The following is a 16,511-nucleotide window of genomic DNA, read 5'->3' as shown; positions in this document are numbered from 1 at the left end:
GATCAGTTGAGGGCGGCGCTGGGGGTCATGGCAACGGTTTTGGCGTTAACCGGCATACCCGGCATAAACACTTTTTGTAAGCCGTCGACGATGACGCTATCCCCAGGCTTCAGACCCTGCTTCACGACGCGTAAACCGTCGGCCAGCCGCCCCGGCGTGATATCACGTCGCTGCGCTTTGCCATCTTTATCAACGATATAGACATATTTACGATCCTGATCGGTGAGCACCGCTTTGTCGTCGATAAGCGTAGCCTGGAACGCCGCGCTGCCCGGCAGACGCACGCGGGCAAACAGACCCGGCGTGAACAGCCGCTGCGAGTTATCCAGCAGGGCGCGCATGCGGATGGTGCCGGTGCTCGGCGTTAACTGATTATCGAGAAAATCCACTTTGCCCTGATGGGGGTAGCCCTCCTCGCCAACAAGGCCAATCTCCACCGGGAGCGCCTGATTATCGCTGGACGCGCCTTGCCCGCGGCGGGCGAGATTTTGATAGTGGAGGTAGGTTGACTCGTCGACGTCAAAGTAGACGTACACCGTCTTCTGCGAGACCAGGGTGGTGAGCACACTGGCGGTGTCGCCCGCCGTGACCAGGTTGCCGCTGGTGATCAGCGCGCGGCTGGCGCGGCCGTCGATAGGGGCAGTCACTTTGGTGAAGTCGAGGTTAAGCTGCGCGGCATCCACCGCCGCCTGCGCGGCGCGAATATCGGCCTGCGCCTGTACCGCGGCTGACCGGCGCTGCTCCCACTCTTCACGGGAGACGAGGTTGGTATGAACTAATTTATCGGTGCGGTTCGCCTCGCTTTGCGCCAGGCTGGCCTGCGTTTTGGCTCTCGCCAGCGTCGCCTGCGCCTGCTCCAGCGCGGCGCGATAGGTTCTGTCGTCTATCGTGAACAGCACCTGGCCCTTTTTCACCTCCTGGCCGTCGGTATAATTCACTTTATCAATATATCCCGAGACGCGGGGGCGGAGCTGAACGCTCTCCACCGCTTCAATGCGACCGTTGAAACTATCCCACTGACTGATCGACTTCACCAACACCTTAGCGGCGCTGACGGCCGGCGCGGGCGGCGCGGCGTTTTGCGCGACGCTGTCGTCGCAGCCGACGAGCAGAAAGGAGAGCATCATCGCGCCGAGCGCGGTCAGGTGAATGTTTCCCCAGGTTTTTTGCAGGCTCATTATTTTTATTCCAGTCATTGTAGCCGCCGGGCAAGACGCAGCCTGAGAGGCTGCGCCACTTCCTTTGTCCGGGCTGGCTTTAGGCCATTTGTGTCGATCATCGCCACAAAATTGTAACAATTTCGAATACACTATCGCGGCGATTGTAGGAAGGCGCTTAACTAAGTGCAAGAATAATTGTTGCACTTTATGTGCGATCCTCACCGGAGAAAAAAGGCGCGATCCTGGCAGGGTTTTAAATGCAACAATAAAACTTGCATTTTGTGTAAAACCAGGCCACCTTTTAATGCAACTGCTAAAGATGCTTTTAACCGGCCGCGAGGGGGAAATATGATGAACACTGGCGCCATCATTCAGGATCTGATCGACTGGATCGACAACCATCTTGATAGCCGTCTGGATATTGATACCGTTGCCCGGCGAGCCGGCTATTCGAAGTGGCACCTGCAGCGGATCTTCAAAGAACATACCGGGCACCCCCTCGGGGAGTATATCCGGGCGCAAAAGCTGCAAAAATCGGTCGAACGCTTAGCCCACAGCAACGAGCCGATCCTCAACGTGGCGATCGCCCTCGGCTTTGACTCCCAGCAGTCCTTCAACCGCAGCTTCAAGCGCCAGTTTGGCCAGGCGCCCGGCGTCTGGCGCCGGAGTATCAGCCGCTCTGCCGCGCAGACATCTCGTCAGTGATGCTCATGACCGGGGAGGGTCAGTCCTTACCCGGTCCATGATCGAATTTGCTGCCTTTGCCGATGGCATAGAACTGCCCGCCTGCGACATAGTGAACGGTCCGCAGCTCGTCCGGCGCATCATCAAAGATCCAGTGTCCGTTGCGGAATACCCGGTCATCGCTCCAGGCGGCGACGATGTCGCCCATAAACAGATTGTGCTGTTGCTGGATGTCCGGGTAAGGCATCACTTTGCACACCAGCCAGCCCGCGCAGCCGGCGACAAGGGGGAGATCGAACCCCGGCTGATAAAAGAAGGGGATAGTGTCATTTTTATCCGGCGCGTCGGCATAGCTGCGCCCGCCAGCGTAGAGGACGGTTGCCATCTGGCTGACTACGGGGATCTGCACGACGAAATAGCCGCTCTTTTCCACCAGCTGACGAGTGAAGGCCTGGGGGCCGATATAGGCCACCACTTTTCGCTCGCCTGCCAGCCCAACCCAGGCGGCTGACATGACATTTTCGACGCCATCATATTTTGCGGAAATCATGGTGGTGGACCCGACCTGCAATAAACGATACGCCTTACGTAATTCGACAGGCTGAACGGACATTATTTTTCCTTTATGCGTGTTATTTAACGTGTTGATTCTCTGGATATTTATTGAGGGCATGGTCATTTTTGGCCCCTCACGCGATATCCACAGCGCAACGATACGCCAGGCGATTAAGCGCAAAAAGATGCGTAAATTGTTTTCATTATTCATAATCAACGAATAATCATGCCGCCTGTCGGTAGGCTGCTCGCTACAGGGGAGAAAGAAGGTGGATCGTATCCAGGCTATGCAGATGTTTATGCGCGTCGCGGAGGCAGGGAGCTTCGTGCGTGCCGCGGAAACCCTTTCCCTGCCGGCCTCCACTGTCACCAGTACCATTAAAAACCTTGAGAAATACCTGAAGGTGCGACTGCTGAACCGGACCACAAGGCGGGTGAGCCTGACTCCGGAAGGGATGCAGTATCTGGCGCAGTGCCGGGAAATTCTCGCCCTCATCGAACATAGCGAATCCAGCCTGAGCGAGTCTGTCGCGCGGCCCCAGGGGCGCCTGCGGGTTGATATGCCCGCGGGCATCGCGCATTTCATCGTCATGCCCCATCTGCAAGACTTTTACCGACGTTACCCTGATATCTACCTGATGATCGGGGTCAGCGATCGGCAGGTCGATCTCATTCAGGAAGGCGTCGACTGCGTGATACGCACGGGAGAGCTGAACAACTCCAGCCTGGTGGCCCGGCCTCTGGGCCGCTTTCGCTGGGTCACCTGCGGGTCACCGGACTATCTCAGGGAATATGGCGTGCCGCCATCACCGGAGGCGCTCTCTCAGCATCGGGCCGTGCATTATTTCTCCGGCCAGGCGAGGCGGGCCGATGAGTTCCGCTTCCTTCGCCACGGCGAGACTTTTTCTGTACCCGTCAGCGGCACCGCCGCGGTGAATGAAACGGGGCTTTATATAAAAATGTGCCTGGCAGGATTTGGGCTGGCGCAGCTGGCGGAGAATATCGTGGCTGACCACCTGCGGGAGGGGAGGCTGGTGGAAGTGCTGGCGGACTGGCAGCCGCCCCCGGTACCCGTCACTTTGCTCTATCCGCACCAGCGCTTTCTCTCTCCCGCCGTGCGGGCGTTTGCTGAGTGGATGAGCGAGGTGGTTTGAGGGGATTATCGTTTCGGGAGCCCCTCATGGGAGCGCAGGGCTCCTGCAGAAATATCTGGTCTGCCGATCAATCACTCGATATCCTGTAATGCTTTGTCTTTTTTGTGAACAGGAAAAAGTATGTTTAATACGCTCCCCGATTTACACAGAAGTTTTGCAGAGCAACTGAAGCTTAAATTACAGTCTGACCCGCGGATCCTCGCCCTTCTCGCCGGCGGCTCGTTTATCCATGGCGGGTTTGATCAATACTCCGATCTGGATTTCGTGGTGGTGGTCGACCCTCTCTATTATGACGAAATCATGGCTCAGCGTATGGCGTTCGCCGGAACCCTCGGCCATCTGCTACATGCTTTCACCGGGGAACACGTCGGCGAGCCTCGGCTGCTGATCTGTCTGTTTGGCCCGCAACTTCTGCATGTCGATCTCAAATTTATCACCCTGGACATGCTCACTCAGCGCGTTGAGGAGCCTGCCGTGCTATTTACCCGTGATAGCGATGCTCTCAAGCGCCAGCTGGCAAAATTTAGCGCTTACTGGCCGAACATGACGCCGGAGTGGTTTGAGTCCCGAGCCTGGATCTGGCTGCATTATGCCGGGGTTAAACTGGGCAGGGGCGAACTCTTCGAAGCGCTGGGGATGCTGTCCTTCTTCCGCGAACAAGTGCTGGGACCGATGCTGTTCCGTCGCGCCAATCTACCGCAACGCGGGGTTCGCCGAATAGAAGCCCTCGGCATTGATCCCGATGGCCTGCTGACTTCCACTCTGGCAACGCACGATCGTCACTCTGTCGGGATTGCCATCCGAAGGGCTGCCGACGCTTATGTCAATCTGCGGGCTGATGCGCTGCCTGAGAATATTGCAGACGATGCGGCGCGGTGGGCGGTCCTTGCCATGCTCGATACGTATGCTGACAAGGGATAAATCTATATCTCCGGCCGCTGACGCGGCCGGAGTATGTAAGGGGGGCGGAAGATGTCGTGGAGGTCTTATCCTGAAAGGGGGGGGGTAACCGGTAACGCTAAAACGCCCCCTGGCCCGGTTTGTTCCGCACAGCCAGACGATTAGAGTTTATCCAGTTCATGCACCGTACGTTCATTGACGATATTACCCGTATTCAGGGTCGATTTTGGCTCCAGTAAAACGACGCAGCACTCTTCGGTTAACGCTTCAGGACAATGCTCAGTTCCTTTCGGCACAATAATAAACTCACCGGCATCGAGAATGATATCGCCTGTTCTTAAGCCCATTTGCAAGCGGCCGCTGACCACAAGAAAAAGCTCGTCCTCCTGTTCATGATGATGCCAGTCAAATTTTCCAGATAATTTAGCCAGTTTGACATATTCGTTATTCATTTCGCCGACAATTTTCGGGCTCCAGTAATCGCTGAACAGAGCAAAACTTTCTTTTAAATTAACTTTACGCATTCATCTTCTCCGTCACACATATTTAATGCGGGTGGGTTGATTTCGTCATAAAAAAAGAGCAGACAATGGGCCGCACGGCGCACAGCTGGGTTAGGCGATATTGAGCGCTAATAATCAGACGCCAGGGCTATCGGGAAAATGACCGTATTATGGCCAGCTTTCCGACTATTACGCCTGCTTTGCTTTGTGGGGAATTACCGCGCAAGCAGGCCAGCTCTGCTGTTCGAAATAACAATACAGTTAACCCGCAAACTGAACAACGGGTTTCCCGATGACGGGTGAAGATATTGATCAGTTCGCAATCAATCGACTGAATTTAATTAATTTTATTTTTAAAATAATTTTCCCTCAGGCATTCAGCGGACCGTTTTTGTTTCTTTAAGTGAACATATGCCCGAAACGCCGGCGCCATATCTCAGGTCTCCAGGTCCGATAATGGCGCGGCGGAGTTAACCGGGCTCGAGGTGAGTCATCACCACCGTCGCGCTAACCGCCGTTTCCGTTGCGCTGTACGTGTGCGCAATCTCCGCAGAGAAGGCATAAAAATCCCCGGGCTCCAGGGTGATGACTTCATACTGGCTCAAGCGCAGGCGCAGAGTTCCGCTGTGGACCAGAATATGTTCATGCGCCCCCTCTGAATGTCCGGGGCTGTGGATGGTGACCCGCGGTTCCATTTGCAGCAACCATATCTCGGAGGTATTGCCGGGGCCGATGCGGAATTTCATCATTTGCGAATACTCGCCCGGCACAGGGCGATATTTTTCAAAGCGGGGATACATCCTGCTGCCGCTTAGCAAATCGCCGACCGGTAAACGTAACGCGGTGGCGATAGCGTCCAGCGTATCAACTCGGGGACTGAAAGATCCTGATTCCAGCTTGGATAACGCTCCCTTTGAAACCCCTGACAATTTAGACAGATCGTTTAACGAAATCCCCCGGGACTGCCGTAGTCGTCTTATTTTACTGCCGATATTTAATGACAACGCAGCTGGTTTATCGCGTTCTGAATCTGCCATTATTGCCCCCCTCCCCGAGTGAGTCCTTCTCATCCGAATAAACGCCCCGCCCAGTTGAGATTGCGGTAGGGACATAACACTGCTGTCGCTGGCCTGATATGTCATCGCTGCATCAACAGTCAGTGATTCTTCACGCGCCCGCCATGCCTGAATACCACGTTTATCCTTTCAAATGAACCATTTTGGTGTTCACCGGTTTGATGGGCAGTCTGGGTAACGGGAGATATTGCACATTGAATCTGTTCGTTGCGTTCGGATGTTGCCGGGCTGTTTTAAGCGAAAAATGGATGATTCTGGAGTAACGGATTGTTTATTGATGTAAGCAGGGGCCGTTATTTTCCCCACTTCTACAGTGGGGCTTTGAGGATCTGTATCAGGAAATGATGCCGGTGTTGCCATATCTAGTAATGCACCAGCCCGCCATCTACCGCGTACTGACTGCCGGTGACATAGGATGCATCATCAGAAAGCAGGAAAAGTGCGACAGCAGAGGCTTCTTCCGCGGTTCCTGCCCGGCCGAGGGGGACCTGGCTGACAACAAAATCTTCAAACTGCTGACGCGACTCTTCCGGCATGAAATGTCTAAAGTTCGTTTCGATCGGACCCGGTACCAGCGTATTGGCGCGAATACCCCGCACAGCCAGCGCAGAGGCCCAGCTTTTAACCATTGCGACAACTGCGCCTTTCGTTGCTGCATAGAGGCTGGTCATTGCCGCACCTTCATATACAGATGAAGATGAGGTGACAAGAACAGATGCGCCTGAATTGAGGGATCCAGAAAGAGCGGCAAGCTGCAGCATCGGGCCGCGGACGTTAGCATTCATCATGCGGTTAAAAGCATCCGCTGTCACCGATTCCGGAGCACCTACTTCTGCGAAGCCAGCATTAAGCCATAGTCCGTCGAGTGAACCCCAGTCGCTTATCGCTGCCTGAAGAACGCTTATATCTGCTTCGCTGGCTGCATCGTTTTTCAGAATGAGAGATGATTCAGGCAGTAGACTACGGGCGCGCTTCAGCCTTTCATCATTGAGGCCCGTAATGGCAACATTGCCGCCCTCACTAACAATGCGCAGTGCGCCTGCAAATCCCATACCGCTGGTACCGCCAGTGATAAGGATGCGTTTACCTTGAAATCTGCCCATGATTCGCCTTTCTTTGTCTTTAGAACCATCACGTACCTGACGAAGATAACCATCAGTCGTCATCTGTTTCATCACCCAATGGTGACATTATGGCTGCAGCGTTGGCATTTGACACGAAGCGGGGTAGGGGCCAATGCTGATGGTGGCCCTTTTTTCAGCGTCGGAGGAGTGTATCTGAAATACCAGATCTATCTGCCGAATGGCTTAATCAACAACGCCAGCCCGTCGCCATCGCGTAGTCGATACTCGGCATTAGCTTGTGATTTCAATGGGTTAGATATGTTTTTGCACCATGATTTTTTACGTTATGGCATCGTGGTGCAAAACAAGCATAGATGATGCTCGAGATTTATACAGAGAATATGACCGCACAGGTAACAAAAAAGCCCGCAGGGCTTGCGCCGTGCGGGCTCTTAGGACTTCATCGGATGACTCTGGTAATCACCGATGGGCTGGCAGCGGCGTAATTAGTGCAGGAGTAGATCAATTCTGTTGGGGATGTTTATAGGTTGCTTAGAAGGGAAGGCGCAAAAAGAGTGGTGACGGTATTGATAGGGAAAGGCGTATTTATGCGTTGGATTTTTATGGTGATTCGTCGGACTCATTATTGTGAGTGGCTAGCTCTAATAAAGACCCGGCAGATTTAAGCCGGGTCTTTATTATTTACGGTCTTGAAGCCGTGCCGTCAGGTGTGCGCGCCATTGTCCAGGAAGGGATCCCCCCCTCGCACGGGTATTTCGCCGCCTCGGCTTCATCAATGTCGATACCCAAGCCAGGCTTATCGTTCAGGTAGGCATAGCCGAGGTCAATCTCCGGGCAACCCGGGAAGACATCACGCAGCGCGTCGTTCATGGGCGTGTATTCCTGAATGCCGAAGTTCGGTGAACTCAGATCCAGATGCATATTGGCGCAGACCCCGACTGGTGAAATATCACCAGGACCGTGCCACGCGGTACGCACGCCGTTCAGTTCGCTATAGACAGCGAGTTTCTTCGCCGGCGTGATACCGCCGATGGTGCTCACATGACAACGAATGTAGTCGATCAGTTTGTTGTCGATGAGCGGCTTCCACTCATTAACATTGACAAACAGTTCGCCCATGGATATTGGCGTGGAAGACTGCTGGCGCAGCATTTTCAACCAGTCGATATTTTCCGGTGCGACTGGGTCTTCGAGATAAAACAATTGATATTGTTCCACTGTCTTTGCAAGGTTAATGGCGGCCACCGGGGTGACGCGCTCATGGACATCATGAATAAATTCGATGCCAAAACCGAGCTTGTTACGCAGGTGGTCGAACAGACGCGGAACGCTTTTGGCGTAGGCATCCGGGTCAAAGTAGATGCCAGGCGTTTTGCTGCGCGGTGAACGTTTCGGCTGAATGTTCTTCGCACGTGCCAGCTGCGTGGCGATCAGTTTGAGGTCATCGGTCCCCGCACCACCATACATTCCCATCTGGCAGCGAACGTACTGGTAGCCTTCTTCCATTCTGGCGCGGATGTTATCTTCCACTTCAACTTCATCGCCACCGTCAGTGTGACAGTACAATGGGATCCCATCACGGCATTTGCCGCCCAGCAGATCATAAACCGGCATCCCCGCCAGCTTACCTTTGATATCCCACAGCGCCATGTCCACGCCGGACAATGCATTGTTCATGATCGGGCCATTGCGCCAGTAACCGCTTACCGCGCCTGACTGCCAGATGTCCTCAATACGGGTCGGATCTTTGCCAATCAGAAAAGGCGCCATGTACTCATCGATCGCGTTTTTTACCGCGAAGATACGCTGCGTAAAGGTCGCGCATCCCAGCCCATACAGCCCCGGCTCATTGGTTTCTATCTTAACGACCGCCAAATCAATGCCGCCCGGCGCCGTCAGAATCGTTTTCACATTGGTGATTTTCAGGTTACTCACTTTCTCTCCTCAACTCAGCGAATTTACCGCATGTCATACCATTGTGGATGACATGGTGCATATTTGTAAGTTGTCCTACAACTTGGTGCTGTTATATCACGCTTCTTTTACAAAGGATCGCTTAGAGTGCCATTCTGTGATAGCGATCAAATCGCGTTCAATAAAAATTAAATAAAGACTTATAATTCAATTTGTTAATCGTAATAATATGATCGCGAAGTGGAGCTGTTTGTGATCCTTGTTGCAAATTTATAGGTGAACTGTTGATTTTATCAGGACGAAAATTCAACCTTAAAAAAGACAGTCGTCATACAAATTAAACGAATGAGGAAACAACATGAACGCTTTATTTGATTTAACCGGGAAAACGGCGCTGGTGACGGGTTCTGCACGCGGACTGGGCTTTGCCTACGCTGAGGGCCTTGCCGCTGCAGGCGCACGGGTCATCCTGAATGATATTCGCGACACACTGCTGGCCGAATCCGTGGATACACTGACAAGCAAGGGTTACGACGCACAAGGCGTGGCTTTTGACGTCACCGATGAACAGGCGATTGAGGCGGCTTTTAGCAAACTCGATGCAGAAGGGATCAGTGTGGATATCCTGATCAATAACGCAGGTATTCAGTACCGTAAACCGATGGTCGAACTGGAGCTGGAAAAGTGGCAGAAGGTGATCGACACTAACCTGACCAGCGCATTTCTGGTGTCCCGCGCGGCGGCAAAACGGATGATGGCCCGCAACAGTGGCGGCAAAATCATAAATATTGGCTCGCTTACCAGCCAGGCTGCACGACCGACCGTTGCCCCGTACACGGCGGCAAAAGGCGGTATCAAAATGCTTACCTGCTCGATGGCCGCAGAATGGGCGCAGTTTAATATCCAGACCAACGCCATTGGGCCGGGCTACATTCTGACGGATATGAACACTGCACTTATCGAAGACAAACAGTTCGACGCCTGGGTGAAAAGCAGCAACCCCTCTCAGCGCTGGGGTCGTCCGGATGAGCTTATCGGCACGGCCGTCTTCTTATCATCCAGAGCATCCGATTATATCAACGGGCAGATTATTTACGTCGATGGTGGCTGGCTCGCCGTGTTATAAGCAGCCCGTACTCTACCTACTCGCCTTTAAAACTGATGGCATGTGTTCACCCCAATGCATGCCGATATAACACAGGTATCATTATGAAGGCTTCAAGACAACGACTCTTTATTCTCACATTGCTGTTTATTGTGACTGCAATTAATTATATGGATCGCGCCAATCTTGCCGTTGCTGGTTCGAATATCCAGAATGATTTCAGTCTGACGCCAACACAACTGGGTTTGCTTTTCTCCATGTTTACCTGGGCCTACGCCGCCAGTCAAATTCCTGTCGGCTATGTCCTTGATCGCATTGGCTCACGTATTCTTTACGGTGGTGCAATTATTCTGTGGAGTATTTTTACCTTTATGATGGGGTTCGCCTCACACCATTTATTCGCGACGGCAACCGCTTCATTTGCCATGCTTCTGGCCTGCCGCGCATTAATTGGTGTTGCCGAAGCACCGTCCTTCCCGTCTAACACGAAAATAATCGCAACCTGGTTCCCAGACCATGAGCGAGCCCGTGCGACCGCGATTTATTCCAGTGCACAATACCTTGGTCTCGCGCTGCTGACACCTGCCCTCGCCTTTATTGTGGCTAATTACGGTTGGGAAATGTCGTTTTATCTGTCCGGGGGCGCCGGGATTCTGTTTGGCATCTACTGGCTTATGTATTACCGCGATCCACAGCACAGCACCGCTGTGAACCAGGCAGAACTGGATTATATTAAAGCAGGCGGCGGCTATGGTTCGGCGAACCAGTCCTCCGTGAGTGCAAAAATTAGCTGGCAAGATATTAAGTTCTTCCTCAGCAAAAAAACGATTTGGGGCCTGTTCATCACCCAGTTTGCCTGCTCGTCTACACTCTATTTTTTCCTGACCTGGTTTATTGTTTACCTGGAAAAAGGGCTGCATCTCTCTATTTCAAAAGCCGGGGTGGGTGCTATGCTGCCCTATATTATGGCGATGCTGGGGGTGCTTTGTGGCGGTACGCTAAGCGACATGCTGCTGAAAAAAGGAAAATCCCGAACGTTGGCACGAAAATTACCCGTTATGGCTGGCCTATGCGTCACCATGATTATCGGTCTGGTCAATTTCTTTGAAAACCAGCCGGTTATTGCGATTATCATTCTGTCTGTTGCGTTCTTTGCTAACGCCTTTTCAAACCTGGGTTGGGTGGTCTGGAGTGATGTGATTCCTCGTAATTTCCTCGGCACGATGGGCGGCTTTTTAAATATTTGCGGGAACCTTTCTGGGATCGTTAGTCCAATTGTTATTGGGGTTATTCTCCAGCGCACGCAAAACTTCCAGTACGCTATGTGGTATATCGCAGGCGTCGCCGGACTGGGCTTATTAGCCTACATATTTTTGGTGGGAAAGATTGAAGTGATCCTGCCTGAAAAAAAGAATGCCGACACCGTGGATAAGAATACCATTAATCCGGCAACTGCCAACAAATAATGAGGTCATCATCAAAATGGGAAAAATAACCTGTAACGCTTGTCTGGCCCATGCGGAAAAAGACGTACGCTTTGAATCACGTGAAATCGAGCATGATGAACATGATGTCGTCGTGAAGGTCGCTTGCGGCGGCATCTGTGGCTCTGATATCCACTACTATCAGCATGGCCGCGCGGGGATGTCTGTCCTCAAGCATCCGATGGTGATTGGCCATGAGTTTGTTGGCGTGATCAGCAAAGTGCCAGCAGGCAGCGAGCTGAAAGTTGGCCAGACGGTTGCTGTGAACCCGTCCAGCCCCTGCAATCAGTGCGAGATGTGCCTTTCCGGCCATCAAAATCTGTGCGGCTCCATGTGCTTTATGGGCAGCGCGCAGTTCAATCCACATGTGAATGGCGGTTTTTCTGAATACGTGGTGGTAAAACCGGAGCAATGTATTCCTTACGATAGGCGCGTGCCTGCAAACGTGATGGCCTTTTCGGAACCGCTGGCGGTCGCTATTCATGCAGTAAAAAAGGCGGGCCAGTTGACCGGCAAACGCGTACTGGTGATTGGCGCAGGCCCCATTGGTTGTCTGATCGTCGCGGCGGCGCGCAGTGCAGGAGCATCTGAAGTGGTGGCTTCCGATCTCAGCCCACGCTGCCTGGAACTGGCTCGCCAGATGGGGGCCACTGCGGTGATGGATCCGCGGGTTGAAGAACAGGTTGTCTATTATCAGCAGCATAAAGGCTATTTTGATGTCGTGTTTGAGGCCTCTGGCGCGCCGATTGCCGTGACATCCACCGTCGATTTCACCCGCCCTGCAGGCACCATCGTTCAGGTGGGGATGGGCGCCAGCCCGGTAAGCTGGCCAGTGTCTCCGATGCTGGTTAAAGAACTCAATTGGGTCGGGTCATTCCGTTTTATCGGTGAGTTCATCACCGCGGTACGCTGGCTGGAGGATGGTCGCGTCGATCCTCGCCCGCTTATCAGCGCCGAGTTCCCGCCCCAGCAAATTGAAGACGCATTGATTACCGCCACAGACAAAAATGTCTCTGCTAAGGTGCTCATTCGTTTCGATTAACGGTGAAAAGCGCCCAGCCGGGCGCTTTGTTCTTAAAAGTGAAGTGTTATACAATAAATTACTTCAGCGACATCTTAACGGATACCCATCTTGAGCATAAAATCCATTCAAAAACAAAATGTTGTAAATGAAATTTATGATCAGATCTGCAGCAAGCTGCTGGACGGCAGCTGGGCGCCAGGTAGTCGTTTACCTTCGGAAGCGGAGCTAACTGCCTCATTTAACGTTAGCCGTGTCAGTGTACGTAGTGCGGTACAGCGTTTTCGTGATCTTGGGATAGTGGTGACACGGCAGGGTAGCGGCAGCTACGTGAGCGAAAACTTCACTCCACACATGTTGAGTAACGAGCCCCGCCCAATCATGCACCTGAGTCGCGAAGAATTTCACGATATGATGATTTTCCGCCAAACCGTGGAATTTAAATGTGTGGAACTCGCGGTCTTGCACGCTACCGAAGACGATATTCGTCAGCTCGAAGAAGCATTGAACAATATGCTGATAAACAAGGGTGACTATAAAAAGTATTCAGAAGCGGATTACGAGTTCCATCTGGCAATTGTCAAGGCCTCTCATAATAGTGTCTTTTACAATGTTATGAGTTCAATTAAAGATATCTATTACTATTATCTTGAAGAGCTCAACCGTGCACTGGGTATTACTCTTGAGAGCGTGGAGGCTCATATTAAGGTCTACATGTCCATTAAGAACCGCGATGCTAGTTCTGCTGTACAAGTTCTCAATGAAGCGATGTCTGGAAATGTTGTTGCTATTGAAAAAATTAAATCTATAGATATCTCTGGGGATAAATAATCGCAATTCCAGGCTGTAACCTGAATGGCTGTTGCTTTTATCTGGGAAATCATCTGCCTGCTGGTGTTTCGTTTTATTGAACTGCCTCCAGTATTAGATATAACCTTCAGGTTGATTTTTCTTCATGTTTCCTGTTTCGCCAGCCTGCTGCAAATTCAGCTGGCGTCTGGTAATTCAGCGATGAATGAGGACTGGACTCGTTATAGTCATGCCGCCAGCCATGAATAATTTTCCGGGCATGAAGAACTTCGCTGAACCAGTTCTCATTCAGGTATTCATCCCGAAAGCGACCGTTGAAACTCTTAATAAATCCGTTCTGAGTTGGCTTGCCCGGCTGGATTAAGCGTAACTCAACACTATGTTCAAAGTCCCATTGTTCCAGTTCGCTGCAGGTAAATTCCGGGCCCTGATCGGTTCTTATTGTCGCCGGGTAGCCCCGAAATAGTGCGATGCTGTCCAGAATATGCGTGACCTGAACACCTGAAATACCGAAAGCAGCCGTGATCGACAGACACTCCTTTGTGAAATCGTATACCAATAATCACAGGATTTAGCCGGATGTTCTCGAACAACAACAGGCACAAAAAAGCCCGCAGGGCTTGCACCGTGCGGGCTCTTAGGACTTCATCGGATGACTCTGGTAATCACCGATGGAGAATTTTGGTGGAGCTGGCGGGAGTTGAACCCGCGTCCGAAATTCCTACATCCTCGGCACTACATGCTTAGTCAGTCTTTACATTCGCTTGCCAGCTGCGGACAGACACGCCACTAACAAACTAGCCTGATTAGATTTAACGCTTCAACCCCAGGCAGGGCATCCACGCGATCTCTTTTGGGTTTGACCTCTCTTTGATCCCCGTCTTAAGAGCGGAAGCTAGGGAGAGAGGGCTCAGAGCAGGTTATTAAGCTGCTAAAGCGTAGTTTTCGTCGTTTGCGACTATTTTTTGCGGCTTTTTACGAGGCCAACCGCCCCTCGGCATGCACCTTGGGTTTCGCAAATCCCGTCGAATCCAGAATCAGCCCCAATGTGTAGGTCAAGTATAACAGATTTGTGAATGTCGTTACCAGCCCCATAACGCAGGATTCTTTCAGCAGGGGTGGACGAAAAAGCAGCATCAACAAGGATATAACGCAAGGGCCAGCGAGAGCTGGCCCTCAGGGGAGGGGGTTAGCGTCCGGCGTGCTTCATAATACGCGCCTTATCCAGCGCCCATTCACGATCTTTCAGATCGGTACGCTTGTCATGCTGTTTCTTACCTTTGGCGACGCCGATTTTCACTTTGCACCAGGCATTCTTCCAGTACAGCGACAGGGCGACAACGGTGTAACCTTCGCGGTTAATGCGGCCGTACAGCGTGTCGAGTTCGCGCTGGTTGAGCAGCAGCTTACGGGTACGCGTCGGGTCGCAGACATAGTGGGTGGAAGCCACGGCCATGGGCGTAAAGTTGGCGCCGAACAGGAAGGCTTCGCCATCCTTCAGGATGACATAGCTATCGCCGATGTTGGCTTTGCCTGCACGCAGGGATTTGACTTCCCAGCCCTGCAGGGCGAGACCAGCCTCGTATTCATCTTCGATAAAGTATTCGTGACGGGCGCGTTTATTCAGCGCAATGGTGGCTGATCCAGGTTTGTGGGCTTTTTTCTTAGTCATAATGTCCTGAAGTCATCGTCTTATACACAGTTACCTCGATCGCATCCTGCGAGGTGTACTGCGCATCTTAGCACGAGTTGCGGCACAGCGTTTTTTTTAGCAGCAGATAAATGATATTATTTGCACTGTGTTTAAATGTGGAACCTGCTATGCCTCAGATTAGCCGTACTGCGCTGGTGCCTTTCAGCGCGGAACAGATGTATCAACTGGTAAACGATGTGAAGTCCTATCCTGATTTTCTGCCAGGCTGCACCGGTAGCCGCGTGCTGGAATTCGGGCCGACGCAAATGACGGCGGCGGTTGATGTGTCCAAAGCCGGCATCAGTAAGACCTTCACGACCCGGAATACACTGACCAGCAACCAGAGCATTTTGATGAGCCTGGTGGATGGCCCGTTCAAGAAGCTGATTGGCGGCTGGAAGTTTATTCCGCTGAGCCCCGAGGCGTGCAAAATCGAGTTCCATCTCGATTTTGAGTTTACCAATAAGCTGATTGAGATGGCCTTTGGCCGGGTCTTTAAGGAACTGGCCGCCAACATGGTGCAGGCGTTCACCTCGCGCGCCAAAGAGGTCTACAGTGCCAGCTAATATTCGTGTTGAGGTCGCTTACGCGCTGCCTGAAAAGCAGTACCTGCAGCGGGTCACCCTGGACGAGGGGGCGACGGTCGAGCAGGCGATTGTCGCCAGCGGCCTGCTGGCGCTGCGTGATGACATCGATCTGGCGAAAAACAAGCTGGGTATTTACAGTCGTCCGGTTAAGCTGCACGACGAAGTCCATGACGGCGACCGGGTGGAAATCTATCGCCCGCTGATCGCAGATCCGAAAGAGCTGCGTCGCCAGCGGGCGGAGAAAAACGCCGCGAAGTAAACCGCAGCAGCAGACCTGCTATCGGCCATAAAAAAAGCGCTCATTGAGCGCTTTTTGCTTTTCCGGGCCTTACTGACTGGTCAGCGCGGGCTTGTTATCAATGTTGGTTAACACGCCGCCATTGTTGAAGGTCAGGGTCAGGGTCTGCTGAGTCACTTTCTCGTGGCCCGGCTCCTGACGGAATACATAGAACCAGGTGTTGGTGCCGAACGGATCCGACATCATTGGCGTTCCGAGAGCATAAGCAACCTGCTGTTGCGTCATACCGACACGAATTTTTGCTACATCGTTAGGTGCCAGATAGTTACCCTGGTTGATGTCAGGACGGTAAACCACTCGTTCCAGAGTGGAACAGCCTGCGGTCAACATAAGAAGAACCGCTGCGGCAGCAGTCAGCGTTTTACAGCGCATAGTGATTTGATTCCTTTTTGGGCCCGAGCAGTACGTGGCTCATCTGTAATATGCCGATAATAATAGACCTTCGCGCCGATGGAAACCTCCGGCTGCGGTCAGCAGGCAAT

17 protein-coding genes, 1 other RNA gene and 1 pseudogene are annotated in these 16,511 nt (G+C 52.5%); 9 read left to right on the top strand and 10 right to left on the bottom strand.

Annotation, left to right across the window (positions count from 1 at the left end):
- Positions 1 to 2 precede the first annotated feature (2 nt).
- Entirely contained in the window at positions 3 to 1,178 is a 1,176-nt protein-coding gene (gene oqxA, locus AC6CWS_RS10665; RefSeq protein ID WP_044524416.1) for a multidrug efflux RND transporter periplasmic adaptor subunit OqxA, read from the bottom strand.
- Between the two features lie 333 nt (positions 1,179 to 1,511).
- On the opposite strand from oqxA, the gene rarA reads away from it, so the two are divergent.
- Complete coding sequence (gene rarA, locus AC6CWS_RS10660) at positions 1,512 to 1,865, top strand: efflux pump transcriptional regulator RarA (RefSeq protein WP_032429203.1); 354 nt, start codon at positions 1,512 to 1,514, stop codon at positions 1,863 to 1,865.
- Between the two features lie 19 nt (positions 1,866 to 1,884).
- Here the strand turns inward: rarA and AC6CWS_RS10655 are convergent, their stop codons facing one another.
- Positions 1,885 to 2,457: a flavin reductase family protein gene (locus AC6CWS_RS10655; RefSeq protein WP_044524415.1), complete on the bottom strand. Its 573-nt coding sequence runs from the start codon at positions 2,455 to 2,457 to the stop codon at positions 1,885 to 1,887.
- A 211-nt stretch (positions 2,458 to 2,668) separates the two neighbouring features.
- Here AC6CWS_RS10655 and AC6CWS_RS10650 point away from each other — a divergent pair, with 211 nt between their 5' ends.
- Together AC6CWS_RS10650 and AC6CWS_RS10645 are read left to right on the top strand one after the other, a co-directional pair.
- Positions 2,669 to 3,553 (top strand): LysR family transcriptional regulator, encoded by an 885-nt coding sequence (locus AC6CWS_RS10650; RefSeq protein ID WP_023290699.1) that lies wholly within the window; start codon positions 2,669 to 2,671, stop codon positions 3,551 to 3,553.
- A gap of 120 nt (positions 3,554 to 3,673) precedes the next feature.
- The gene (locus AC6CWS_RS10645; protein WP_065883351.1) at positions 3,674 to 4,474 is read left to right on the top strand and encodes a hypothetical protein; all 801 of its coding nucleotides are present in this window, start codon (positions 3,674 to 3,676) and stop codon (positions 4,472 to 4,474) included.
- Positions 4,475 to 4,614: 140 nt separating this feature from the next.
- On the opposite strand, the gene AC6CWS_RS10640 is transcribed toward AC6CWS_RS10645, so the two are convergent.
- From AC6CWS_RS10640 to AC6CWS_RS10625, 4 genes are all read right to left on the bottom strand, one after another.
- Entirely contained in the window at positions 4,615 to 4,977 is a 363-nt protein-coding gene (locus AC6CWS_RS10640; RefSeq protein ID WP_065883349.1) for a cupin domain-containing protein, read from the bottom strand.
- A gap of 449 nt (positions 4,978 to 5,426) precedes the next feature.
- The gene (locus tag AC6CWS_RS10635) at positions 5,427 to 5,993 is read right to left on the bottom strand and encodes a helix-turn-helix domain-containing protein (protein WP_065883438.1); all 567 of its coding nucleotides are present in this window, start codon (positions 5,991 to 5,993) and stop codon (positions 5,427 to 5,429) included.
- Between the two features lie 401 nt (positions 5,994 to 6,394).
- Positions 6,395 to 7,135, bottom strand: a complete 741-nt coding sequence (locus AC6CWS_RS10630; protein WP_023290695.1) for an SDR family oxidoreductase — start codon at positions 7,133 to 7,135, stop codon at positions 6,395 to 6,397.
- A 663-nt stretch (positions 7,136 to 7,798) separates the two neighbouring features.
- Positions 7,799 to 9,052: an enolase C-terminal domain-like protein gene (locus AC6CWS_RS10625; protein WP_065883347.1), complete on the bottom strand. Its 1,254-nt coding sequence runs from the start codon at positions 9,050 to 9,052 to the stop codon at positions 7,799 to 7,801.
- Positions 9,053 to 9,389: 337 nt separating this feature from the next.
- Between AC6CWS_RS10625 and AC6CWS_RS10620 the strand changes: the two genes are divergently transcribed.
- From AC6CWS_RS10620 to AC6CWS_RS10605, 4 genes are all read left to right on the top strand, one after another.
- Positions 9,390 to 10,157, top strand: a complete 768-nt coding sequence (locus AC6CWS_RS10620; protein ID WP_049013856.1) for an SDR family oxidoreductase — start codon at positions 9,390 to 9,392, stop codon at positions 10,155 to 10,157.
- A gap of 83 nt (positions 10,158 to 10,240) precedes the next feature.
- Positions 10,241 to 11,602 carry an MFS transporter gene (locus AC6CWS_RS10615; RefSeq protein ID WP_064157700.1) on the top strand — a complete coding sequence of 454 codons (1,362 nt, stop codon included), beginning with the start codon at positions 10,241 to 10,243 and terminating at the stop codon, positions 11,600 to 11,602.
- 16 nt (positions 11,603 to 11,618) lie between these two features.
- Entirely contained in the window at positions 11,619 to 12,662 is a 1,044-nt protein-coding gene (idnD, locus tag AC6CWS_RS10610; RefSeq protein WP_064839457.1) for an L-idonate 5-dehydrogenase, read from the top strand.
- Positions 12,663 to 12,752: 90 nt separating this feature from the next.
- Positions 12,753 to 13,472: a FadR/GntR family transcriptional regulator gene (locus AC6CWS_RS10605; RefSeq protein WP_049013857.1), complete on the top strand. Its 720-nt coding sequence runs from the start codon at positions 12,753 to 12,755 to the stop codon at positions 13,470 to 13,472.
- A gap of 106 nt (positions 13,473 to 13,578) precedes the next feature.
- Here the strand turns inward: AC6CWS_RS10605 and AC6CWS_RS10600 are convergent.
- The 3 genes and pseudogenes from AC6CWS_RS10600 to smpB all read right to left on the bottom strand — a co-directional run.
- Positions 13,579 to 14,007: pseudogene (locus tag AC6CWS_RS10600) on the bottom strand (integrase core domain-containing protein); the annotation flags it as partial.
- 126 nt (positions 14,008 to 14,133) lie between these two features.
- Positions 14,134 to 14,496, bottom strand: a transfer-messenger RNA (tmRNA) gene (gene ssrA / locus AC6CWS_RS10595).
- Between the two features lie 144 nt (positions 14,497 to 14,640).
- The gene (gene smpB / locus AC6CWS_RS10590) at positions 14,641 to 15,123 is read right to left on the bottom strand and encodes an SsrA-binding protein SmpB (protein ID WP_002914164.1); all 483 of its coding nucleotides are present in this window, start codon (positions 15,121 to 15,123) and stop codon (positions 14,641 to 14,643) included.
- A 149-nt stretch (positions 15,124 to 15,272) separates the two neighbouring features.
- On the opposite strand from smpB, the gene AC6CWS_RS10585 reads away from it, so the two are divergent.
- Together AC6CWS_RS10585 and AC6CWS_RS10580 are read left to right on the top strand one after the other, a co-directional pair.
- Positions 15,273 to 15,710 (top strand): type II toxin-antitoxin system RatA family toxin, encoded by a 438-nt coding sequence (locus AC6CWS_RS10585; protein WP_008806099.1) that lies wholly within the window; start codon positions 15,273 to 15,275, stop codon positions 15,708 to 15,710.
- Positions 15,700 to 15,990 carry an RnfH family protein gene (locus AC6CWS_RS10580; protein ID WP_049013859.1) on the top strand — a complete coding sequence of 97 codons (291 nt, stop codon included), beginning with the start codon at positions 15,700 to 15,702 and terminating at the stop codon, positions 15,988 to 15,990. The genes AC6CWS_RS10585 and AC6CWS_RS10580 overlap by 11 nt, the downstream gene beginning before the upstream one ends.
- 69 nt (positions 15,991 to 16,059) lie before the next feature.
- Here AC6CWS_RS10580 and bamE read toward each other — a convergent pair whose 3' ends face one another.
- The gene (gene bamE / locus AC6CWS_RS10575) at positions 16,060 to 16,401 is read right to left on the bottom strand and encodes an outer membrane protein assembly factor BamE (protein WP_004206850.1); all 342 of its coding nucleotides are present in this window, start codon (positions 16,399 to 16,401) and stop codon (positions 16,060 to 16,062) included.
- Positions 16,402 to 16,511 lie beyond the last annotated feature (110 nt).

The organism is Klebsiella sp. M041 (assembly GCF_059759695.1).
This window is presented reverse-complemented; position numbering and strand designations above follow the sequence as displayed.